Raw genomic sequence first — 21,703 nt, forward strand, 5'->3', positions numbered from 1 at the left:
GCCATGGGCTCGCGACGCTCCCCCGCTTTCATGCTAGCGTTCCGGTCCTTCGTCGGCGGGTCGCCTTGAGTTTTCCAAGCGGTCCGTCGGCGTGCGGCCGGCTTACGGAAAACGAGTATGAGCAGCGCGAGCCCTGCGATCACGCGACCCGGAGACGACGCGGCGCGGGCGCACGGGGACGGCGAGGCTGATCTCCGCAGCCAGCTCGCTGAAAGCGGGAGCTGGCTGGAGGCGCTGAGCGAAGCCTCCCCACAGATCGTGTGGTCGGCCCGCTCCGACGGCGCGCCCGACTATTTCAACGCGCGGTGGCGCGCCTATACGGGCATGGCGCCTGAAGAGGCCGCGGGCGACGCCTGGATGGCCTATATCCATCCGGACGACCTCCCGGAGACTCTCGCCCGCTGGAACCGTTCCATCGCGACCGGCGAGCCCTTCGCGATGGAATACCGGCTTCGCGGACGCGGGCGCACCTGGCGCTGGTTCCTCGGCCAGGCTTGGCCGCGGCGCGACGCAAGCGGCGCCGTCGAGCGCTGGTTCGGGGTCGCGACCGATATCGACGACGTTGCGCGGCACGGCGTCGAGCTCGAACGCCTGGTGGCCCAGCGCACCGCAGATCTCGACCGGGCGAACCAGCGCGTCGCCGCCGAGGCGGCCGGCCGGCGCGACGAGGCGTCGGCCCGGCGCGACGTCGATGCGCTCTACGCCGCCTATATCGACAACACGCCGGACGGCGTGTTCGTGGTCTCCGTCTCGCCCCGCGGGCAGATCGTCGCCGAGACCCTGAACCGCGTCCTGGAGGCAGCTCTCGAGGTCCGGCGCGAGCGGGTGCAGGGCCTTAAGCTCGGTGACTTCATCCCGACCGACATGGCGCGGACGCTTTGCGAGAAGATCGCAGAATGCGTCTCGTCCGGCGCGCCGCTTCGCTACGAGGAGACGGCCGAGATCGGGGGCGCCTCCCGCGTGTTCGAGGTGACGCTGGCGCCGGTAGCCGCCATGGACGGCGTCGGAATCCGCGTCGTCGGGTCGGCGCGCGACCTGACCGAGCGGCGGGAAGCCGAACAACAGCTTCGACAGGCCCAGAAGATGGAGGCGGTCGGGCAACTGACCGGCGGCATCGCGCACGACTTCAACAACCTGTTGCAGGTCGTGAAGGGCAATCTCGACCTGCTTCGCCACGAGCTCGGGACCACCGCGACGCCGGCGATCGAAAAGCGGCTACGCGACGCGATGGCGGGCGCTGAGCGCGGCGCGAAGCTCACCCGCCAGCTGCTCGCCTTCTCCCGCCGTCAGCCGCTGGCGCCGAAGCCAACCGACGTGGGCGCGCTCGTTGTCTCCATGACCGACCTGCTCGACCGCACGCTCGGAGAGACGATCGAGGTCACGATCGAGCGCGAAGAGGGCGATTGGTGCGCCCTGGTCGACCCCGCCCAGCTCGAAAACGCCGTGCTCAACCTTGCGATCAACGCGCGCGACGCCATGCCGGAAGGCGGGGCGCTTGCGATCGCGGTGCGCAACGTCGCGAGCGGCGCCGGCGACGTCATCGAGATCGCCGTCTCCGATCGCGGCGCGGGCATGACCCCCGCCGTGCTGGCGCGCGTCTTCGAACCGTTTTTCTCGACGAAGCCGGAAGGCCGCGGCACGGGGCTCGGCCTTCCGCAGGTGCAGGGTTTCATCGAGCAGTCGAACGGCGGCATCGCAATCGAAAGCGCGCCGGGCGAGGGCACCACCGTCCGCCTCAGCCTGCCGCGCAGCGAGGCGGCCGCGGCCCCGGCGGAAGACGAGCTTCCGCAGCTGGCGGAGACCCGCGGGCGGGGCGAGCGCATACTCGTGGTCGAAGACGACGACGCGGTCCGGAGCGCGGTCGCCGATCTGCTCGCAACGCTCGGCTACGCCGTCGTCTCGGCGGCCGACACCACGGAAGCGGCTCGATTGCTCGACAGCGGCGAACCTTTCGACCTGCTGCTCTCCGACGTGGTGATGCCGGGAACGCCGACGCCGCCGGATCTCGCGCTCTCGGCTCGGCTGGCGCGGCCTGAGCTCAAGGTTCTGTTCATGTCCGGCTACGCCGAGGACGCGATCGTCCATCATGGCCGGGTCGACCCTGACGTGCATCTGATCGAAAAACCCTACCGCAAGGAGGCGCTCGCGCTGAAGCTTCGCCAGTTGCTGGACGGCAGGCCGCGCGCGACGGCGGCGGGCAGGCCGCCCCGTGTGCTCGTCGTCGAAGACGAGCCGTTGATCGCGATGGGCATCGCTGACTTGCTCGCAAGCTTCGGCTACGAGGTCATCGAGGCGGCGAACGCGGCGAGGGCCAAGGCGGCCCTCGAGCAACCGGAGCCGATCGACGTCGTGCTGACGGATCTCGGCCTGCCCGACATGGACGGCGAAGCGCTCGCCGAATGGATCCGCGGGCGCAAGCCTGGCATTCCGATCGTGTTCTCGACCGGCCGGAACGACTTCCAGGCTCCTCCGCTGCTCACGGCGGGCGGGCCGGTGTTCGTCGTCACCAAGCCGTTCGACAGCCAAACCCTGCGCCGGACGCTGGACGCCTGCGCGCCTGTCGCGGCTTGACCCATGTGACCTCGCGGGTGCATTTCCGCCCCGGCGGGGCCGGTCCCGCGCGTACCGAGCGGATTTCATGGAACTCGACAGCATCGATGAGGCGATCGCCGCGATCGCCGCGGGGGAACTCGTCGTCGTCGTCGACGACACCGACCGCGAGAACGAAGGCGACCTGATCATGGCTGCGTCGAAAGCGACGCAGGAGACGCTGGCCTTCATGATCCGCCACACCAGCGGCATCATCTGCGCCCCGATGACCGCCGACCGCGCCGACGCGCTGAACCTCGCCCCTATGGTCGCGAACAACCGCGACCCGATGCGGACGGCCTTCACCGTCTCGGTCGACTACAAGATCGGCCTCACCACCGGCATCTCGGCCGAGGAGCGCGCCAACACCACGCGCGCGCTCGCCTCCGACAACGCCATCGCCGGCGATTTCCTGCGACCCGGCCACGTCTTCCCGCTGATCGCCCGCGAGGGCGGCGTGCTGACCCGCTCAGGCCACACCGAGGCCGCGACCGACCTTGCGGCGCTCGCCGGACTTCCAGCAGTCGGCGTGCTCGCGGAGGTCGTCAACGACGACGGCACCGTGAAGCGCCTGCCCGAATTGATCGAGTTCGCCAGGCAGCACAAGCTCAGGATCGTCTCGATCGAGGACCTGATCGACCACCGCTCGCGCCGCGAGACCTTCGTGCGCCGCATCGACCGCTTCGAGCGTCGCATCGGCGGCTGCGACGCGACCATCACCATCTACGACACGCCGTTCGAGCAGACCCAACACCTCGCGATCACGGTCGGCGAGGTCGGCGGCGAGGTCGCCGTGCCGTGCCGCATCCACCGCGAGCATCTCCTGACCGACCTGCTGCTTGGCGCCGCGACGTCGAAGGGCTGGCTGGACAACGCGCTCGCCCGCTTCAACGAGAACCAGCGCGGCGTGTTCGTGCTGATCCGCGATCCAGCCGTGCTGCGCGACGCAGCCGACCTGACCGATCCGAGCGATCCGGAGGGCGAAAAGCACATGTCGGCCCGGCAGCGCCGCGCCCGCTGGCGCGAGATCGGCGTCGGCGCGCAGATTCTGCGTGACCTCGGCGCGCGCAAGATCTCGCTGCTCGCCGGCCACGAACGCCAGTTCGTCGGCCTCGCAGGTTTCGGCGTGTCCATCCAGAGCACCGAGATCGTCGACGAATAATTGGCCCGGCGCCAACGGACTCTCCTCCCTTGCGGGCGAAGAGAACGAGCGCGCTATCTCGCGGCCTTCACCTTCTCGATCTGCGGCTTGAGCACTGTCTCGAGCGTCTCGGGCGTCAGGGGCCCGACGAACTTATAGGCGATGCGGCCGTCGCCCGAGACCACGAATGTCTCCGGCACGCCATAGACTCCCCATTCAACTCCCGCTCGGCCGCTGGTATCGACCCCGACCTTGCCGAACGGGTTGCCGAGTCCGCCGAGGAAGCGCCGGGCGTTCTCGGCGTCGTCCTTGTAGTTGATCCCGACCATCGCGACGCCGCTGTCCCTCAGCTTCATCAGCAGCGGATGCTCCTGGCGGCAGGGCGCGCACCACGATGCGAAGACATTGACGACGGTGACGTGGCCGGCCACGAGGTCGGCGCGGGAGAAGCCGGGCACGGGACCTGCGTCCGTGCGAAGGCCCTCGAGCGCCGGCAGCGCGACGTCCGGGGCGGGCCGGCCGATCAGCGCGGATGGCAGCGCGGCCGGGTCGCCGCTGTAGAGCCGGGCGTAGAGCAGCGCGGCCAGAGCGGCGAACAGGACGACCGGGACGAGCAGCAGCTTCCGGCCGGCGAACCGGCCGCTCAACGCGGCGACCGTCTGCGGCCGCTGCGCGCCTCGAGCTCCGCCAGCGCGCGCGACTGGATGCGGTGGTCGATCACCGTCCAGGCGATCGCGCCGGCCACCACGACGAGGCCGATCGCGTAGGACGCGACGATGAAGCCGAGATGGGGATCGTTCATTCGGCGGGCTCCGGCGCGAAAGCGGGCGCAGCTGAGGCTGTCGTGATCCTGAGCGTCCGCAGACGGCGGCGGACCAGCTCAGTCCGCATGGCGGCGAGGTGCAGCGTCACGAACAGCAGCGTGAAGGCGAGCGCGTTGACGAGCAGCGGCGTTAGGATCGAGGGGTCCATCGCGGGCTTGCCCATCTTCAGGACCGAGGCGGGCTGGTGCAGCGTGTTCCACCACTCGACCGAGAATTTGATGATCGGAATGTTGATCGAGCCGACCAGGGTCAGGATCGCGCAGGCCTTGGCCGCGCGCGACGGCTCGTCGATCGCCGAGCGCAGCGCCATCAGCCCGAGATACATCAGGAACAGGATGAGGAACGAGGTGAGCCGGGCGTCCCACACCCAGTAGGTTCCCCACATCGGCTTGCCCCAGAGCGAGCCGGTGGCGAGCGCGAGGAAGGTGAAGGCGGCCCCGAGCGGAGCCGCGGCCTTGGCCGCGACGTCGGCGAGCGGATGGCGCCAGATCAGCACGCCGAGGCTCGCCGCCGCCATCACCGTATAGCCCATCATCCCGAGCCAGGCCGAAGGCACATGCAGGAACATGATGCGCACGGTCTCGCCCTGCTGGTAGTCGGCCGGGGCGACGACGAGGCCGAGATAGAGCCCGAGCGCCATCATCAGCGCCGTCACGCCCGAGAGCCAGGGAAGCGCGCGCGCCGAAAACGCCGAGAAACGCGCCGGGTTCGCAAGCGCTGTTATGGGAGAAAAAATGCCCATGGCCGCCTATACGTTTCGGTCGTCGTTCTGGACGGCGGCGGCCGGACCGCCGCCTCTCGTCAGAGCGACACCTAGAGTGTCCGCAGAAAAAGCGAAACACGCCATCGGTCGCACGCCCGTCACATCTCAGTCCCGCAGCAGCTTGAGGGCGCCGGCGGCGGCGACCGGCCCGAGAACAGCGTAACCCAACGCAAGGCCGCCGAGTACGCCGAGGGGCGCGAAGTCGTCGCGGGTCGCGTCGCAGGCGGCGACGCCGAAGATAAGCACCGGAATCGCAAGCGGCAGGATCAGCACCGGCGCGAGCAGGCCGCCGCGTCTGAGGCCGACCGTCAGCGCAGCCCCGACCGCGCCAAGGCAAGCGAGCGCAGGCGTTCCGATCAGCAGCGCGAGCGCGACGCGCAGCGAGGTCGTGGGTCCGACGTCGAGCATCGCACCGAACAGAGGCGCGGCGATGACCAGCGGCAGGCAGGTGGTGAGCCAGTGCGCGAGGATCTTGGCGCCGACCATCAGCTCCAGCGGCGCGGAGGCGAGATACATCAGGTCGAGCCCGCCGTCCTCATGGTCGGCCTGCAGCAGCCGGTCGAGGCCGAGCAGCGTCGCGAGCAGCGCGCCCAGCCAGAGAATGGCCGGGCCGATGCGCGCGAGGAGCGCCAGGTCGGGCCCGACCGCGAAGGGGGTGAGCGTCACCACCAGCAGGAAGAACACCAGCCCAAGCCCGGCGCTTCCGCCGCTTGCGAGCGCGAGGTCGCGCATCAGCATGGCGCGCAACGGACCGATCACGTCCTGGGCTCCAGATCGAGCGTGTCGCCGTCCTTGAAGCCGAGCTCGGCGTGGGTCGCGGCGACGACCATGCCGCCTTTGGCCCGGTGGTCGGCGACCAGGCCTGCAAGCGCTGCTTGGCCGCCGGCGTCTAGAGCGGCTGTCGGCTCGTCCAGCAGCCAGATCGGCCGCGGCGCTGCAAGCAGGCGCGCAAGCGCCAGACGGCGCCGCTGGCCGGCCGAAAGCACGCCGCCCGGAAGGTCCGCGAGGCGAGCGAGACCGACGCGTTCGAGCGCCGGGAGCAGTTCGCCCTCGCCGCCCAGCACATCGCGGGCGAAGGCGAGGTTGCGGATCACGCTGAGGCCGGACTTCACCGCATCGAGGTGGCCGAGCATGTGCATGCTCTCGCGCGCAGGAATCTCGTCATCGACGCCTTCGAGCCGCACGCTTCCGGAGGCGGGCGGGAGCAGTCCGGCGATCGCGCGGAGCAGCGTCGACTTGCCGGCGCCATTCGGGCCGACGATGGCCAACGCGCCGCCGGCGCCGACCGAAAAGCTCACGCCCTCCAGCACCGGCCGCCCGCCGCGCACGACGCTCAAGGCCTCTGCGACGAGCCTCACCGCGGGCCTTCCGCCGATGCTGGAACGCTTCGAGGGATGCGCGTTTTCATCAGGCGCATGTTGGTCTGAAGCGGCTTCAACGACGGCACGGTTTCCCCTATAAGGACAGCGTCATCTTGTGCGGCGCACGCGCGGATCGGTTTCGCGGCCGCGCCGCCAAGCCCTTCCAAGGAGCAGGTCCCCTTGTCCCATCCCGACAGCTTCCGTTCTGTGAAAACCCTGTCGGTGGGGGCGAAGGCGTATCGCTACTACAGCATCCCGGACGCCGAGGCGAACGGGCTGGAGGGCGTGTCGCGCCTGCCGTTCTCGATGAAGGTGCTGCTCGAAAACCTGCTGCGTTTCGAGGACGGCCGCACCGTCAAGGCGGACGACATCACCGCGATCAAGCAGTGGCTCGACGACCGGGGCAAGGCGGGCCGCGAGATCGCCTACCGCCCGTCGCGCGTGCTGATGCAGGACTTCACGGGCGTGCCGGCCGTCGTCGACCTCGCGGCGATGCGCGACGCCATGGTTCACCTCGGCGGCGACCCCAAGCGGATCAACCCGCTTGTGCCGGTCGACCTCGTCATCGACCACTCCGTGATCGTCAACTTCTTCGGCGACAACGCCGCCTTCGGCAAGAACGTCGACGAGGAGTACCGGCAGAACCAGGAGCGCTACCGCTTCCTGAAATGGGGCCAGATGGCCTTCGACAATTTCCGCGTCGTGCCGCCCGGCACCGGCATCTGCCATCAGGTGAACCTCGAATACCTCGCCCAGACCGTCTGGACGAAGGAGGAGAACGGCGAGACCGTCGCCTATCCCGACACCTGCGTCGGCACCGACAGCCACACCACGATGGTGAACGGCCTCGGCGTGCTGGGATGGGGCGTCGGCGGCATCGAGGCGGAGGCCGCGATGCTCGGCCAGCCGGTGTCGATGCTGATCCCCGAAGTCATCGGCTTCAAGCTGACGGGCAGGCTGAACGAGGGCATCACCGCGACGGACCTCGTGCTCACCGTCACCCAGATGCTGCGCAAGAAGGGCGTGGTCGGCAAATTCGTCGAGTTCTTCGGCGACGGGCTCGACCACCTGTCGCTTGCCGACCGCGCGACCATCGGCAACATGGCCCCGGAATACGGCGCGACCTGCGGCTTCTTCCCCGTCGACGCCGAAACGCTCGCCTATCTCGACGAGACCGGCCGCGACCCGGAACGGCTGGCGCTGGTCGAGGCCTATTGCAAGGCGCAAGGGATGTGGCGCGAGGCCGGCTCGCCCGATCCGCTCTTCACCGACCTGCTCGAGCTCGACATCACAACCGTCGAGCCCTCGCTCGCCGGCCCCAAGCGCCCGCAGGATCGGGTGCTGCTGAAGGAGACCAAGGCCGGCTTCCTCGCAGCGCTCGAGGGCGAGTTCAAGAAGCCGGGCGAGGCGTCGAAGCGCGTGCCCGTCGCGAATTCCGACTTCGACCTCGGCCATGGCGACGTGACGATCGCCGCCATCACCTCGTGCACCAATACGTCGAACCCAAGCGTGCTGATCGCGGCCGGCCTGCTCGCCCGCAACGCGGTCGCCAAGGGCCTGAAGTCCAAGCCGTGGGTGAAGACTTCGCTCGCGCCGGGCAGCCAGGTCGTGGAAGGCTATCTCAACGCCGCCGACCTGCAGAAGGACCTCGACGCGATCGGCTTCAATCTCGTCGGCTTCGGTTGCACGACCTGCATCGGCAATTCCGGCCCGCTGCCGGAGGACATCTCGGAGGCGATCAACGCGCATGATCTCGTCGCCGGCGCCGTCATTTCCGGAAACCGCAACTTCGAAGGCCGCGTCAACCCGGACGTGAAGGCGAACTACCTCGCCTCGCCGCCGCTGGTCGTCGCCTACGCGCTCGCCGGCTCGCTGCAGATCGACCTCGTGACCGAGCCGCTCGGGACGGGCTCCGACGGCCAGCCGGTCTACCTCAGGGACATCTGGCCCTCGAACATGGAGGTCCAGCGGTTCATCCGAGAGAACGTCACGAAGGCGATGTTCCAGGAGAAATACGCCGACGTCTTCAAGGGCGACGAGAACTGGCAAAAGATCGCGGTCCCCCAGGGCGAGACCTACGCCTGGGAGGACTCGTCGACCTACGTTCAGAACCCGCCCTATTTCGAGGGCATGCACCGCGAGCCGGAGCCGATCACGGACATCGACGGCGCACGCATCCTTGGCCTGTTCCTCGACTCGATCACCACCGACCACATCTCGCCGGCGGGCTCGATCAAGCAGGCGTCGCCGGCCGGCGAATACCTGCGCGACCATCAGGTCCGCCCGCAGGACTTTAACCAGTACGGCACGCGCCGCGGCAATCACCAGGTCATGATGCGCGGCACCTTCGCCAACATCCGCATCAAGAACCAGATGGTCCCGGGCGTTGAAGGCGGCGTCACGATCCACTATCCGGACGGCCGGCAGATGCCGATCTACGACGCCGCGATGCTCTACAAGTCCGAGGGGGTGCCGCTCGTGGTGTTCGCCGGCAAAGAATACGGCACCGGCTCGTCGCGCGACTGGGCGGCCAAGGGCACCAATCTGCTCGGCGTACGGGCCGTGGTTGCGCAGTCCTTCGAGCGTATCCATCGGTCCAACCTGGTGGGGATGGGCATCGTGCCGCTGACCTTCGAGGAGGGCTCGTCCTGGCAGACGCTCGGGCTGAAGGGCGACGAGACCGTCACGATCCACGGCATCGCCGAGGGATTGCGGCCCCGCATGACGATGCACGCCGAGATCGTCTCCGCGGACGGCTCCAAGCGGGTCGTGCCGCTGCTCTGCCGGATCGATACGCTGGACGAGCTCGATTACTACAAGAACGGCGGCATCCTGCACTACGTGCTGCGCAGCCTGGCGGCGTGAGGCGGCCGATCACGTCCTTGGGCGTCACCCTGATGTGAGTGGCGCCTAGGGCGCCGCCTCCCCACAATACCGGCACCGCAGTCCCGAGCTTGTTCTGATGCGTCTCGCTTTCCTCGCTTCCGCAGTCGTCGCCCTAGTCGCCGCCCCCGCGGCGGCGCAGGAGGCGCCTCCGCGCGGCGTCGTCGAGCTGTTCACCAGCCAGGGCTGTTCGTCCTGCCCGCCTGCCGACAGGCTGGCGAACGAGTTGTCCCACGACCGCCGCACCCTCGTGCTGACGCTGCCGGTCGACTATTGGGATTATCTCGGCTGGAAGGACACGCTGGCGAGCCCCGGCAACACCGCCCGTCAGCAGGCCTATTCGCGCGCCCGCGGCGATCGCAAGGTCTACACCCCGCAGATCGTGGTGAACGGCGGCGAAGCCACGGTCGGCGGCGACGGACCGGCGGTGCTGGGCGCCCTCGCCCGCGCCGAGAGCGCGGGCGGTCTGGCGCTGCCCGTGTCGGTCTCCGTCGAGGACGGCCGCATCGAGGTCTCGGTTGCGGCGCTCCGCCGCAAGATCGAGACGACGCACGCCGAGGTCTGGGTGTTCGCGCTGGAGCGCGAGCGCACCGTTCAGATCGGCCGCGGCGAGAACGCCGGCCGCATGGCGACCTATGCGAATGTCGTCCGCCACATGACGCGCCTCGGCGCATGGGACGGCGCGCCGGCCAAGTTCGAGATCGCAGCCGACGAGGTGCTGCAGCCCGAGAACGACGGCGTCGCGGTCCTGGTGCAGTCCGGCACCGGCGGACAGCCGGGCCCGATCCTCGGCGCCGCGCAAGCCGACCCGCCGCGCTTCGGCGCGGCGACCACGGCCGCTCAGCTCGCCCGCGAGCCGTTTTGATCCTTCTCCGCGCCGCGACGGCGCTCATCGCCGCCTGCCTGCTCGCAGCCTCGCCCGCGGCTGCGGCCGGTCATCCGTCCTATGGTCCCGAACTCGAGGGCTTCGACTACCCTTACGAGGTCAAGCGCTTCGCCTTCGCCTCGCAGGGCGAGCAGCTCTCGATGGCCTATCTCGACGTGGCGCCCGAGAAGCCGAATGGCCGGACGGTCGTGCTGCTCCACGGCAAGAACTTCTGCGCGGCGACCTTTGAAGGCGTGATCGGGACGCTGGCGAAGGCGGGCTACCGTGTGGTGGCCGTCGACCAGATCGGCTTCTGCAAATCCTCGAAGCCCGCGGGCTACCAGTTCAGCTTCGGGCAGCTCGCCGCGAACACGCATGCGCTGCTGGAGGGCCTTGGCGTCGGGCGCGCCACGATCCTCGGCCATTCGATGGGCGGCATGCTCGCCGCGCGCTACGCGCTGACCTACCCGGCGGCGACCGAACAGCTCGTGATGGTGAACCCGCTCGGGCTGGAGGACTGGAAGGCCGAAGGCGTGCCCTACGCCACGATCGACCAGCTTTATCAGAGCGAACTCAAGACGACCTACGACACGGTCCGCGCCTACCAGCTGAAGTTCTATTACGACGGACGATGGAAGCCGGAATACGATCGCTGGGCTGAGATGAACGCCGGGCTCTACACCGGCTCGGGCCGCGAGCAGGTCGCCTGGATCGGAGCGCGCACCTCCGAGATGATCTACACGCAGCCGGTGGTCTACGAATTCCCGAAGATCGAGGTCCCGACCACCCTGATGATCGGCCAGACCGACCGGACCGCGCCCGGCGCGAACCGCGCTCCGGCGGAGATCGCCAAGCGGCTCGGCGATTATCCCGCGCTGGGCAGGCGCGCCGCGGCGGCGATCCCCGGCGCGAAGCTCGTCGAGTTTCCCGGCCTCGGCCATGCGCCGCAGGTCGAGGATCCCGCAGCCTTCGACGCCGCGCTGCTGAAGGCGCTCGACCGGTGACCCCCGCTTGCGCCCTGCGCCCTCGTCCGCGATCATGACCGGAGCGACGCTGGAGGCGGGATGACCGACGAGCAGCCCATACGCCTGGTGCCCCGGAACGCGCAGGCCTCTGCGCAAGCGACCACCGGGGGGGACGTCTCCTTCGACAGCCGCGAACTCGGCGCGATCCTCGCGCTTTACGGGCGCATGGTCGCCGCAGGCGAATGGCGCGACTACGCGATCGATTTTCTCAAGGATCAGGCGGTGTTTTCGGTGTTCAGCCGGGCGAGCGAGGCGCCGCTCTACCGCATCGAGAAGACGCCGCGGCTCGCCCGCCGGCAAGGCGCCTACGCGGTCGTCACCACGACAGGACTGATCCTCAAGCGCGGCCACGAGCTGCCGCGCGTGCTCGACGTGCTGGACCGCAAGCTGCGCCTCGTCACGACCTGAGGCTGCGGCCTCTTCAGGCCCAGGGGCGGTCGGCCGCGAGCCTGGTCTCGAAACCCTTGATCTCGTCGGCTCTCTGCATCGTCAGGCCGATATCGTCGAGCCCCTCGAGCAGGCAGCGCTTACGGAACGGGTCGATCTCGAAATGCACCGTGCCGCCGTCCGGCCCGCTGATCGACTGCGCCTCGAGGTCGATCGTCAGCCGCGCGTTCGAGCCGCGCTCTGCGTCGTCCAACAGTTTGGCGTGGTCTTCCGGCGAGACGACAATCGGCAGTATGCCGTTCTTGAAGCAGTTGTTGTAGAAGATGTCGGCGAAGGAGGTCGAGATCACGCAACGGATGCCCTTGTCGAGGAGCGCCCATGGCGCATGCTCGCGCGAAGAGCCGCAGCCGAAATTGTCCCCGGCGACAAGAATCTCCGCATTGGCGTAGGCGGGCTTGTTCAGCACGAAATCCGGATTTTCGCTGCCGTCCTCGTTATAACGAAGCTCGGAGAACAGTCCCGCGCCCAGACCCGTCCGCTTGATGGTCTTCAGGTACTGTTTCGGGATGATCATGTCGGTGTCGATATTGATCATCGGCAGCGGGGCGGCTACTCCGGTCAGCGTATTGAACTTCTGCATCTTCTTTCTCCTAGCGCCGGTGTCATGCTCCTGCCGGAAACTGGGGTCAAGCCGCGGGCGCGCTTGCCTCCGCATCGATAGAGACCAAGCGACCCACGCATCCTGAGGCGCCTTCCCAGCATGATCTTCTCCGTCCACATCCCGAAGACCGCCGGCACCAGCTTCCGCAACGCGCTCAAGGAACGGTACGGCGAAAAGCTCGCCTGCTTCTATGGGGCGAACGATCCGGCCACCCATCCGCTGCTCAGGGTGCGACGCAACGCTCTCGCGTCCCGCATCCCCGCGCTCGAGGATGCAGGCGTCGAGGTTCTGCACGGCCATTACCCGCTGTCGCTGGTGAAGTCCGCGATCGTCGACCCCTCGCGCCAGGTCATCACCTGGGTGCGCGACCCGATCGACAGGGTCGTGTCGCATTACTCCTTCATCAAGGAGCGCCCGACGAAATGGGCGTTCGATCAGGAGATCAAGTCGGGCCAGCTCTCGTTGCTCGCCTTCGCAAAGAAGCGGGCCATCCGGAACATTGCGACGCGCTATCTCTCGGGCTTCTCGCCGGATGAGCTTGCCTTCGTCGGCGTCAGCGAGCGCTTCGAGCTGGGGCTCGCGCTGCTGTTCGGTGACGAGGCGCCCCACCTCTCCCGGCGCTACAACGCGATCGACGCGCGCGTTCCGGTCACGCCCCGGGAACTGGGGCGGCTTCACTCCTTCAACGTCGCCGACATCGAGCTTTACGGAGAGGCGACGCGGCTGATGATCGACCGCGTCACGGCGGCCAAGGGCATCGTCATGCCGCCGCGCCCGGTTCTCGCGGGCACCGGGGTCGTGCGGCGCCTGATCCGTAAGGCCGCGCTCTGAGCGCTCACCTCAGGGGATAGGCGGCCTCCACGACATAGGGACCGCCGCCTACCGAATCGCGCGACGAGAACAGCACGAAGCGCTCCGCCCGGAACGACAGCCGCGCCGGGCCGCCCCGCAGGCCAAGATATTCGGCGACGGCGCGCGAAGAACTGTCGCGCAATCTGGCGAGCGTGACGTGAGGCGTGAACTTGCGACGCTCGGCGGCGAGCCCGGCGCGGCGGATCAGACGCTCCTGCTCGGCCTGCAGTTCGATGAGGGCCGGCGACGGCGCGATCCTGGCGTAAAGCGCCCGTGGCCGTTCGCCGCCGAACGCGTCGAGCGTGTCGATCACGACGTCGAACGGCGCTTTCCTCACCTTGCCGAGCAGATAGGCCGCCTCCTGCGCCGTCTCCTCGTCGATGTCGCCGAGGAAGCGCAGCGTCACATGGTAGTTCTCGACGTCGATCCAGCGGGCCCCGCTGAGCCCTCCGCGATAGGCGCCGAGCGCGGACCCGACCTCGTCGGGCACTTCGATTGCGGTGAACAGCCGCGGCACGCGAGCACTCCCGTGAAGCTCGACGTCCACGAGAGAACGGCGGGCTACGAACATCAAGGCGCGATGCGCGCGACGCCGACGATCTCCCCAGCAAGTTCGGCGTTCGGCCGTCGCGCCATGCGAAATGGAGGGCCGCTCAGGTCAGCCGCGCTTCGATTCGATCCGGTCGAGGAAGCTCTCGACCGTCGGCAGCATGCGTCCGACGATCACGTCCACTCCCCGCGGATTGGGGTGAACGCCGTCGGGCTGGTTGAGCGATCGGTCGCCGGCGACCCCGTCGAGGAAGAACGGATAGAGCACCAGTCCCCGTTCGGACGCGAGATCCGGGTAGATCGCCTCGAAAGCCTCGGCGTAGTCCGGCCCGAGGTTCCGCAACGCCTTCATGCCCGCGACCATCGTCGGAATCTTGCGCTGGCCCAGCCGGTCGAGGATGCGGGTCATGGCCTCGCGGGTGACCTTGGGGTCGACGCCGCGCAGCATGTCGTTGGCGCCGAGTTCGACGATCACGCCTTCGGTCCCGTCCGGGATGGACCAGTCGAGACGGTCCGCGCCGCCGGTCGAGGTGTCGCCGGAGACGCCGGCGTTCGCGATTGCGACGTCGCGCCCCGCAGCGCGGAGCGCCGCCTGCAGCTTGGGCGTAAAGCCGTCCTGCGCCGGAAGCCCATAGCCCGCGGTCAGGCTGTCGCCGAACGCCACCAGCCTGATCGGACCGGAGGCGGCCCGCCCCGGCCGGATCATCACGCTTGCGAGAGCGACGGCTCCGCCGGCCAGCGCGGCGCGCCGCGACGGGTGGCGCGTTGGACTTTCGTCGCTATATCCGACCACGCGGCGCTCCTCGCCGTCAGCGTGAGAGATCTGGACCTTCATGGCGGCGGTGGAACTCCAAGGCGTCGATCTGGCGCTCGGGCAAGGTGCCGCGCGCGTCCATATCCTGAAGGGCGTAAGCCTCCTTATCGAGCGGGGCGAGACGGTGGGCCTCGTCGGTCCCTCGGGTTCGGGCAAGTCCACGCTCCTGATGACGATCGCCGGCCTCGAAAGGCCGGATTCCGGCACGGTCCGCGCGCTCGACCAGGATCTGACCCGCCTCGACGAGGATGGGCTGGCGCGCTTCCGCGGCAGGAACATAGGAGTGGTGTTCCAGTCCTTCCATCTCATCCCGACGATGACGGCGCTCGAGAACGTCGCGACGCCGCTCGAGCTTGCGGGCGCCCCCGACGCTTTCGAGCGGGCGCGGGCGGAGCTCGCTGCGGTGGGGCTCGCCGACCGCGCGTCGCATCGGCCGGCCGAGCTTTCCGGCGGCGAGCAGCAGCGCGTCGCTCTCGCCCGCGCGCTGGTCGCGCGGCCTGAAATCCTGGTCGCCGACGAGCCGACCGGAAATCTCGACGAGGCGACGGGCAAGCAGATCGCCGATCTGCTGTTCGCCAAGAGCGCTGAGCGAGGCGCCACGCTGGTGATCGTGACCCACGACCCCAGCCTGGCGGCCCGTTGCGGCCGCACCATCCGGTTGCGGTCGGGCCGCATCGAGACCACGACGGAAGCTGCGGCGTGACGGCTTCGCGCACGCCCCCTCGCCGGCGGCCTCTCTTATCCGCAATGGCTGACGCCGCCTCGATCGGGAGCGTCTGAGCATTGGCGTCTCCTCGCGTTCCAGCGTCCTCGTCTCTGCCCCATGCAGGGGCGGCCACACCTAAACCGATAGGCGCTCCATCCGGCGGACGCGTCATCCTGCGCCTCGCCGCCCGCGAACTGCGGGCGGGCGGGCGGGGCTTCACCGTGTTCCTGCTCTGCCTTGCTCTCGGGGTCGCGGCGATTGCGGGAGTGGGCTCGCTTGCGCGCGGACTGACCGAAGGCCTCGCCCGCGAGGGTCGCACCATCCTCGGCGGAGACGCCGCCTTTTCCCTGACGCCGAACGAAGCGACGCCCGCCGCGCGCGCGACGCTCGACGCCAAGGGCCGCGTCTCGGAGGTCGCGACATTGCGTTCGATGGCGCGCGCAGCCTCCGGCGACGCGGCGCTGGTCGAGCTTAAGGCGGTCGACGGCGCCTGGCCGCTGGTGGGCGCAGCGACGCTCGATCCGGCTTTGTCGCTGGGAGACGCGCTTGCAGAGAAAGACGGCGTCTGGGGCGCCGTGGCGGACCCCGCTTTGCTCGCGCGGCTCGACCTCAAGCTCGGCGACCGCTTCAGGATCGGCTCGCTCCAGTTCGAGGCCCGCGCCAGGCTCACCGCCGAGCCCGACCGACTTTCGGAAGGCGTCGGCTTCGGTCCACGCGTGGTGATCGGCGAGGCGGCGTTGCGCGCCTCCGGCCTCGTGCAGCCCGGCAGCCTGGTGAAGTGGACCTACCGGCTCGTCCTGCCCGACGGCGCGCGCGGCGACGCGGCGGTTGCGGACACAATCGCGGCCGTCGAGCGCGAGGCGCCGGACTCAGCTTTCGACGCGCGCTCGCGGCTGAACGCGGCGCCGCAGCTCGAGCGCAATGTCGGCCGCTTCACGCAGTTCCTGACCATCATCGGCCTCGCGGCTCTCGTGGTGGGAGGCGTCGGCGTCGCGAACGCCGTCTCCGCCTTCGTGGACCGCAAGCGCGAGACGATCGCCGTGCTGAAGAGCCTCGGCGCGTCGGGCGGAACCGTATTTCTCATCCATCTCGCGCAAGTCGCGGCGCTCGGGGCGCTTGGCATCGCCGTCGGGCTCGTCGTCGGCGCGTCGCTGCCCTTCGTCGCGATCGCCGCGCTGAAGGATGTCGTGCCGCTGCCGCTCGCGCCGTCGATCTATCCGCGCGAGCTTGGCCTCGCCGCGGCTTACGGCGCCCTCGCGGCGCTCGCCTTCGCGTTCTGGCCGCTCGGCCGGGCGCATGACGTGCCGGTCGCGGCGCTGTTCCGCGAGCATGTCGCGCCGGAGCGGCGTCTGCCGCGGTTCGGCTATATCGCGGCGACCGCGGCGCTGGCGGCGGGGCTCGCAGGTCTCGCCGTATTCGCGGCCTACGATCGGCGGATCGCGACGATCTTCGTCGGCGCGACGCTCGCCACCTTCGTGGCGTTGCGCCTTGTCGCCTGGGCCATCATGAAGCTCGCCGCCCGCGCGCCCCGGCCGCGCCGGACCGAATTGCGGTTGGCTCTCGCCAACGTCCATCGGCCAGGCGCGCTGACGCCGTCCGTCGTCCTGTCGCTCGGCTTGGGGCTCGTTCTGATGGTCACGCTGACGCTGATCGATTCGTCGATCCGCCAGCAGCTTTCGAACGAGCTGCCGGCGCGCGCGCCCTCGTTCTTCTTCCTCGACATCCCGAGGGCCGACCGCGAGGCGTTCGCCGGCCTCATCCGCTCGAAAGCGCCGGAGGCCAAGCTCGAAAGCGTTCCGATGCTCCGGGGGTCGTTCGTGTCGATCAAGGGCGCTCCGCCGGACGAGGCGTCGATCAATCCGGAGTCGCGATGGGCGCTGAAGGGTGACCGCGGCGTGACCTTCGCGGACGCCGTGCCGGAAGGCTCACGGGTGGTCGAGGGAGAATGGTGGACGCCGGATTACGCCGGCGCCCCTCTGGTGTCGTTCGACCGCAAGCTGGGCAAGGCGCTGGGGCTTTCGATCGGCGACGAGATCGGCGTCAACGTGCTCGGCCGCACCATAACCGCGAAGGTGGCGAACTTCCGCGAGATCGCCTGGGAGACCATCGGCATCAATTTCTTCATGGTGTTCTCCCCGAACACCTTCGCCGGCGCACCGTACATGAACCTCGCCACTGTCACATTCCCGGGCGGAGGCGGGGATGCGCAGGAGTTCGCACTGATGCGCGACGCCACCAAGGCGTTTCCCTCGATCACCGCTATCCGGGTGAAGGACGCGCTGACATCGATCAGCGCGGTGGTCGGCAACCTCGCCATCGCGATCCGGGTCGCAAGCGGCGTGACGCTGGTCGCGAGCGTGCTGGTGCTGGCCGGCGCGCTCGCCGCCGGCCACCGTCGGCGTGTCTACGAGGCGGTGATTCTGAAGACGCTCGGCGCCACGCGGAAGCGGCTTCTCGCCGCGTTCGCCGCAGAGTACGCGCTGCTCGGCGCCATCACTGCGGTCTTCGGCCTCGCCGTCGGCTCGGTCGCCGCCTGGGGCGTGACGGTCGGGATCATGGGGATCGATTTCGCGTTCGACCCGGTCGGCGCAGGAATCGCGGCCCTCGGCGCGCTCGCGCTCACCATAGCGCTCGGGCTGGTCGGCACCTGGCGGGTGCTGGGCGAGAAGCCCGCCCGTCACCTGCGGAGCATGTGAGCCGTCGGCCGGACAAGTAAAAAGGCGCCGCGCCGAAGATACCGACGCGCCGCCTTTGTTTTCCGAGCTGCGAAGTCGGCTTAGTGGAAGACGCCGAGCAGCCAGAGAACCAGAATGATCGGCAGCGGAATGCCGATCAGCCAGAGAAGTCCACCCTTAAGCATCAGTCGCCTCCCATTTTCATCGGCGACTCAACGCTGTGCCTAGGAAAGGGTTCCGATCGCGCGGCCGTGATCGCGAAAAATGGCGAGGGCGTCCATCGGGTATGTCAGAGCCTTCAGAGCTGGTCGCGCTGGTCGGTGATGAGACGGGCGCCGCGCTGGAAGGTCGCGAAATCCCACACCCACTTGAACGCCACCATCAGTCGGTGGCGGGCGCCGATCAGGAAGTAGATGTGCGCCACGCACCAGATGAGCCAGGCCATCAGGCCGGACATCTCGAGATAGGGCATCTTCATCACCGCCGATCGACGGCCGATGGTCGCGAAATCGCCCTGGTGACGGTAGCGGAACGCGCGTGGCGGGACGGCGCCGCGGGCGCGCGACGCGATGACGTCGGCGACATGCGCCCCCATCTGCTTCGCGGCCGGGGCGATGCCGGGCACCGGTTTGCCGTCCGGCCGCTTCGCCGAAGCGGTGTCGCCGATGACGAAGATCTCCGGATGCCCTGGCACGCTGAGGTCGTCGTTGACGACGACCCGCCCGGCGTTGTCGCAGGCCGCCCCGATCCACTGCCCGGCTTCCGACGCAACGACGCCCGCAGCCCAGATCACGGTCGCAGCCTGCAGCCGGCCGCTTTCGAGATCGACCCCCTCGTCGTCGCAGTTCGTCACGCGGGTGCTGGTGAGAACCTCGACGCCCATGCGCTCCAGCGACTTCTGGGTGTAGTCCGACAGATGCGGCGGGAACGACGGCAGCACGCGCGGACCAGCCTCGATCAGGATGACCCGGGTGGTGCGGGCGTCGATGCAGCGGAACTCCGAGGGCATGACCTGCCGCGCGACCTCGATGATCGATCCGGCGAGCTCGACCCCGGTCGGGCCGGCGCCGACGATCGCGAAGGTCAGCAGCCGTTCGCGCTCGGCGTCGTCCTGCGCGAGCTCCGCGCGCTCGAAGGCGAGCAGCAGGCGGCGGCGGATGATCGTGGCGTCCTCCACGCGCTTGAGGCCCGGCGCCGACTTTTCCCATTCGTCATGGCCGAAATAGGAATGCGTCGCGCCGGTCGCGAGGACGAGCTCGTCGTAATCGAGCGTCACGCTGTCGGCGATCACCTTCCTCGCCGCGACGTCGATTTCGGTGACCTTGCCGAGCAGCACGCGGGCGTTCTTCTGTTTGCGCAACACGTGGCGTATCGGCCAGGCGATGTCGCCGGGCGACAGCTCGGCTGTCGCGACCTGATACAGCAGCGGCTGGAAACAGTGATAGTTGTGGCGATCGAGCACCGTGACGTCGACATCCGCCTTGGCGAGCTTCATGGCGACGGTCAAACCGCCGAAGCCTCCCCCGACGATGACCACTTTCGGGCGGCCCGACGCTGCGAAGTCCATCTGTTCCGGCTCCTTCGACCTGAGGCGCCGCCATGCAGCAGAGAAGGAGGCGCGCGCAGGCGGCGTTCCGTTACCTTATCCTTGAACGTCTTTCATTAAGAGCGGCTGAAGGGGAAGACCACCCTTGCGCGCGGCGGCGTTGTGACCGAACAGCGCCGGCCGGGCGCCGCAATTGCATTCGCCAACAGCTTCCCCCATGTGTGGACCCGGACGAAAAAGGCGCGCCTGAACGCGCGTGCTCAACAGGAGACGCTGCATGCTCGCCGCCGGGACCACGCCTGCCGCAGCCGCGTCCGACGGGCTGATCGTGGCGACCACAACCAAGACGTTCATGGCGGACGTCGTGCAGCCGTCGTCGTCGACTCCGGTGCTCGTCGACTTCTGGGCGCCGTGGTGCGGTCCGTGCAAACAGCTCACGCCGATCCTCGAGAAGGTGGTCAAGGCCGCCGGCGGTAAGGTGAGGCTCGCGACCATGAACATCGACGAGCATCCGGAGATCGCAGGTCAGCTCGGCATCCAGTCGATTCCGGCGGTGATCGCCTTCACGCGCGGACAGCCTGTCGACGGCTTCATGGGCGCGCTGCCCGAGGCGCAGGTGCAGGCGTTCCTGGAGCGAATCCTCGGCGAACCGATCGCCGACGAGGCAGGCGACCTGCTGGCCGACGCCGACGCGGCGCTCGAAGCCGGCGACGTCGCAGGCGCAGCGGACCTCTACACCGCGCTGCTCGCCGAGGAGCCCGAATCGGCTCCCGCGCTCGCGGGCCTCGCCCGCACACGGCTTGCAGCCGGCGATGTGGAGGGCGCCAAGGAAATCCTGGCCTCCGCTCCTGCGGGAGAGGCCGCGATCGCCGCGGTCAAGGCGCAAATCGAGATCGCCGAGCGCGCAGCCGCCGTCGGTGATCTCGCGCCCCTCGAAGCGAAGGTCGCGAACGATCCGTCCGATCACCAGACCCGCTTCGACCTCGCCGTCGGCCTCGCCGCCGCGGGGCTGAAGAAGGAGGCCGTCGGCCATATGCTCGAAATCGTTCGCCGCGACCGGGGCTGGAACGACGACGGCGCCCGCAAGGAGCTCGTGAAGCTGTTCGAGGCCTGGGGCCCTAAGGACGAGAACACCGTGGCCGGCCGCAAGCGGCTGTCGTCACTGCTGTTCGCGTGATCTGACGCTCATGGCTTCGAACGTCGTCTATCATAAGATCGAAGAGCTTCCCGGCGTCATCCCGGTGTTTCCGCTGCGAGCCGCCCTGCTGCTGCCGCGCGGAGAAATGCCGCTCAACGTCTTCGAACCTCGCTATCTCGCGCTGATCGACGACGCGATCCGCAACCAGCGGATCGTCGGCATGATCCAGCCCGACCCCGAATCCGGCGAGGATGAAGAACGCCCGGCGCTGGTGCGTATCGGCTGCGCGGGACGCCTGACCGCCTTCGCCGAGACCGGAGACGGCCGCTATCTCGTGACGCTGACGGGCGTCGCACGGTTCCGCGTGGTCGAGGAGCTGTCGGTGATCACCCCCTACCGGCAGGTCCGGGCCGCCTTCGACGACTTCATCGCGGACCTCGCGCCCGGCGAGGGCCAGGACGACGTCGACCGAGAGGCGCTGCTCAAGACGCTGAAGGACTATCTCGCCGCCAACAATCTGGAGGCGGACTGGGACGGCATCCGCCGCGCGCCCAACGAGGCGCTCGTCAACGCGCTGGCGATGATGAGCCCGTTCGGACCCCGCGAGAAGCAGGCGCTGCTCGAGGCGGCCGACCTGAAATCACGAGCCGAGATCCTGGTCGCGGTGACTGAAATGGATCTGGCCCGCGCCAAGGGAGACGCGAGTTCGTCGCTGCAATGACAGATTCATCCGAAGACGGCCGCCGCTCGGGCGGCGTGGACCCCAAGCTTCTCGAGATTCTCGTCTGCCCTTTGACAAAGGCGACGCTGGTCTATGACGCCGAGCGGCAGGAGCTGATCTCGAAGCCCGCCAAGCTCGCCTACCCCATCCGCGACGGCATCCCGATCATGCTGCCGGACGAGGCGCGCGCGCTCGAGGACTGA

At 68.7% G+C, this 21,703-nt stretch carries 21 protein-coding genes; 12 read left to right on the forward strand and 9 right to left on the reverse strand.

The features are described 5' to 3' along the window. The first annotated feature begins 117 nt into the window (after nucleotides 1-117). Nucleotides 118-2,571: a response regulator gene (locus PKE75_RS11635; RefSeq protein WP_271168893.1), complete on the forward strand. Its 2,454-nt coding sequence runs from the start codon at nucleotides 118-120 to the stop codon at nucleotides 2,569-2,571. 67 nt (nucleotides 2,572-2,638) lie between these two features. Continuing rightward, nucleotides 2,639-3,751 (forward strand): 3,4-dihydroxy-2-butanone-4-phosphate synthase, encoded by a 1,113-nt coding sequence (gene ribB / locus PKE75_RS11640; protein WP_271168894.1) that lies wholly within the window; start codon nucleotides 2,639-2,641, stop codon nucleotides 3,749-3,751. Between the two features lie 53 nt (nucleotides 3,752-3,804). Here the strand turns inward: ribB and PKE75_RS11645 are convergent, their stop codons facing one another. The 5 genes from PKE75_RS11645 to ccmA all read right to left on the reverse strand — a co-directional run bounded on the left by PKE75_RS11645 (nucleotide 3,805) and on the right by ccmA (nucleotide 6,675). Next, nucleotides 3,805-4,377, reverse strand: coding sequence for a DsbE family thiol:disulfide interchange protein (locus PKE75_RS11645; protein WP_271168895.1), 573 nt, complete (start codon nucleotides 4,375-4,377; stop codon nucleotides 3,805-3,807). After that, nucleotides 4,374-4,532, reverse strand: a complete 159-nt coding sequence (gene ccmD, locus PKE75_RS11650; protein ID WP_271168896.1) for a heme exporter protein CcmD — start codon at nucleotides 4,530-4,532, stop codon at nucleotides 4,374-4,376. The genes PKE75_RS11645 and ccmD overlap by 4 nt, the downstream gene beginning before the upstream one ends. Further along, entirely contained in the window at nucleotides 4,529-5,296 is a 768-nt protein-coding gene (locus PKE75_RS11655) for a heme ABC transporter permease (protein ID WP_271168897.1), read from the reverse strand. Before PKE75_RS11655 ends, ccmD begins: the two co-directional genes overlap by 4 nt. Before the next feature lie 126 nt (nucleotides 5,297-5,422). Then, the gene (gene ccmB / locus PKE75_RS11660) at nucleotides 5,423-6,055 is read right to left on the reverse strand and encodes a heme exporter protein CcmB (RefSeq protein WP_271169183.1); all 633 of its coding nucleotides are present in this window, start codon (nucleotides 6,053-6,055) and stop codon (nucleotides 5,423-5,425) included. 17 nt (nucleotides 6,056-6,072) lie between these two features. Next, complete coding sequence (gene ccmA, locus PKE75_RS11665) at nucleotides 6,073-6,675, reverse strand: heme ABC exporter ATP-binding protein CcmA (protein WP_271168898.1); 603 nt, start codon at nucleotides 6,673-6,675, stop codon at nucleotides 6,073-6,075. A 183-nt stretch (nucleotides 6,676-6,858) separates the two neighbouring features. Between ccmA and acnA the strand changes: the two genes are divergently transcribed. The 4 genes from acnA to PKE75_RS11685 all read left to right on the forward strand — a co-directional run bounded on the left by acnA (nucleotide 6,859) and on the right by PKE75_RS11685 (nucleotide 11,859). Continuing rightward, nucleotides 6,859-9,543, forward strand: coding sequence for an aconitate hydratase AcnA (gene acnA / locus PKE75_RS11670; RefSeq protein ID WP_271168899.1), 2,685 nt, complete (start codon nucleotides 6,859-6,861; stop codon nucleotides 9,541-9,543). 97 nt (nucleotides 9,544-9,640) lie between these two features. Further along, on the forward strand, nucleotides 9,641-10,426 hold the full coding sequence (locus PKE75_RS11675; RefSeq protein ID WP_271168900.1) for a DUF1223 domain-containing protein: 786 nt from the start codon (nucleotides 9,641-9,643) through the stop codon (nucleotides 10,424-10,426). After that, nucleotides 10,423-11,430 carry an alpha/beta fold hydrolase gene (locus PKE75_RS11680; RefSeq protein ID WP_428979134.1) on the forward strand — a complete coding sequence of 336 codons (1,008 nt, stop codon included), beginning with the start codon at nucleotides 10,423-10,425 and terminating at the stop codon, nucleotides 11,428-11,430. The genes PKE75_RS11675 and PKE75_RS11680 overlap by 4 nt, the downstream gene beginning before the upstream one ends. A 60-nt stretch (nucleotides 11,431-11,490) precedes the next feature. Continuing rightward, nucleotides 11,491-11,859 (forward strand): DUF2794 domain-containing protein, encoded by a 369-nt coding sequence (locus tag PKE75_RS11685; protein ID WP_271168901.1) that lies wholly within the window; start codon nucleotides 11,491-11,493, stop codon nucleotides 11,857-11,859. 13 nt (nucleotides 11,860-11,872) lie between these two features. Here the strand turns inward: PKE75_RS11685 and leuD are convergent, their stop codons facing one another. Further along, a complete protein-coding gene (leuD, locus tag PKE75_RS11690) occupies nucleotides 11,873-12,478 on the reverse strand; it encodes a 3-isopropylmalate dehydratase small subunit (protein WP_271168902.1) in 606 nt (201 codons plus the stop codon). A gap of 120 nt (nucleotides 12,479-12,598) precedes the next feature. Between leuD and PKE75_RS11695 the strand changes: the two genes are divergently transcribed. After that, nucleotides 12,599-13,330 (forward strand): sulfotransferase family protein, encoded by a 732-nt coding sequence (locus tag PKE75_RS11695; protein WP_271168903.1) that lies wholly within the window; start codon nucleotides 12,599-12,601, stop codon nucleotides 13,328-13,330. Between the two features lie 4 nt (nucleotides 13,331-13,334). Here the strand turns inward: PKE75_RS11695 and thpR are convergent, their stop codons facing one another. Together thpR and PKE75_RS11705 are read right to left on the reverse strand one after the other, a co-directional pair. Next, nucleotides 13,335-13,868: an RNA 2',3'-cyclic phosphodiesterase gene (gene thpR, locus PKE75_RS11700; RefSeq protein WP_271168904.1), complete on the reverse strand. Its 534-nt coding sequence runs from the start codon at nucleotides 13,866-13,868 to the stop codon at nucleotides 13,335-13,337. 141 nt (nucleotides 13,869-14,009) lie between these two features. Continuing rightward, the gene (locus tag PKE75_RS11705; protein ID WP_428979135.1) at nucleotides 14,010-14,735 is read right to left on the reverse strand and encodes an arylesterase; all 726 of its coding nucleotides are present in this window, start codon (nucleotides 14,733-14,735) and stop codon (nucleotides 14,010-14,012) included. Here PKE75_RS11705 and PKE75_RS11710 point away from each other — a divergent pair. Together PKE75_RS11710 and PKE75_RS11715 are read left to right on the forward strand one after the other, a co-directional pair. Further along, a complete protein-coding gene (locus PKE75_RS11710) occupies nucleotides 14,734-15,417 on the forward strand; it encodes an ABC transporter ATP-binding protein (protein ID WP_271168905.1) in 684 nt (227 codons plus the stop codon). The genes PKE75_RS11705 and PKE75_RS11710 overlap by 2 nt on opposite strands. A gap of 80 nt (nucleotides 15,418-15,497) precedes the next feature. Further along, nucleotides 15,498-18,116: an ABC transporter permease gene (locus tag PKE75_RS11715; protein ID WP_271168906.1), complete on the forward strand. Its 2,619-nt coding sequence runs from the start codon at nucleotides 15,498-15,500 to the stop codon at nucleotides 18,114-18,116. A 277-nt stretch (nucleotides 18,117-18,393) separates the two neighbouring features. Here PKE75_RS11715 and PKE75_RS11720 read toward each other — a convergent pair whose 3' ends face one another. Beyond that, nucleotides 18,394-19,662 carry an NAD(P)/FAD-dependent oxidoreductase gene (locus tag PKE75_RS11720; protein WP_271168907.1) on the reverse strand — a complete coding sequence of 423 codons (1,269 nt, stop codon included), beginning with the start codon at nucleotides 19,660-19,662 and terminating at the stop codon, nucleotides 18,394-18,396. Nucleotides 19,663-19,918: 256 nt separating this feature from the next. Between PKE75_RS11720 and trxA the strand changes: the two genes are divergently transcribed. From trxA to PKE75_RS11735, 3 genes are read left to right on the forward strand one after another with little or no spacing between them, the layout of a single operon-like run. After that, nucleotides 19,919-20,818 (forward strand): thioredoxin, encoded by a 900-nt coding sequence (gene trxA, locus PKE75_RS11725; RefSeq protein ID WP_271168908.1) that lies wholly within the window; start codon nucleotides 19,919-19,921, stop codon nucleotides 20,816-20,818. Nucleotides 20,819-20,828: 10 nt separating this feature from the next. Continuing rightward, a complete protein-coding gene (locus PKE75_RS11730; RefSeq protein WP_271168909.1) occupies nucleotides 20,829-21,500 on the forward strand; it encodes an LON peptidase substrate-binding domain-containing protein in 672 nt (223 codons plus the stop codon). Beyond that, nucleotides 21,497-21,703 carry a Trm112 family protein gene (locus PKE75_RS11735; protein ID WP_271168910.1) on the forward strand — a complete coding sequence of 69 codons (207 nt, stop codon included), beginning with the start codon at nucleotides 21,497-21,499 and terminating at the stop codon, nucleotides 21,701-21,703. The genes PKE75_RS11730 and PKE75_RS11735 overlap by 4 nt, the downstream gene beginning before the upstream one ends.

Origin of the sequence: Hansschlegelia plantiphila, from assembly GCF_027922265.1 — a bacterium.
In the GTDB taxonomy this organism is placed as follows: Bacteria; Pseudomonadota; Alphaproteobacteria; order Rhizobiales; family Methylopilaceae; genus Methylopila; species Methylopila plantiphila.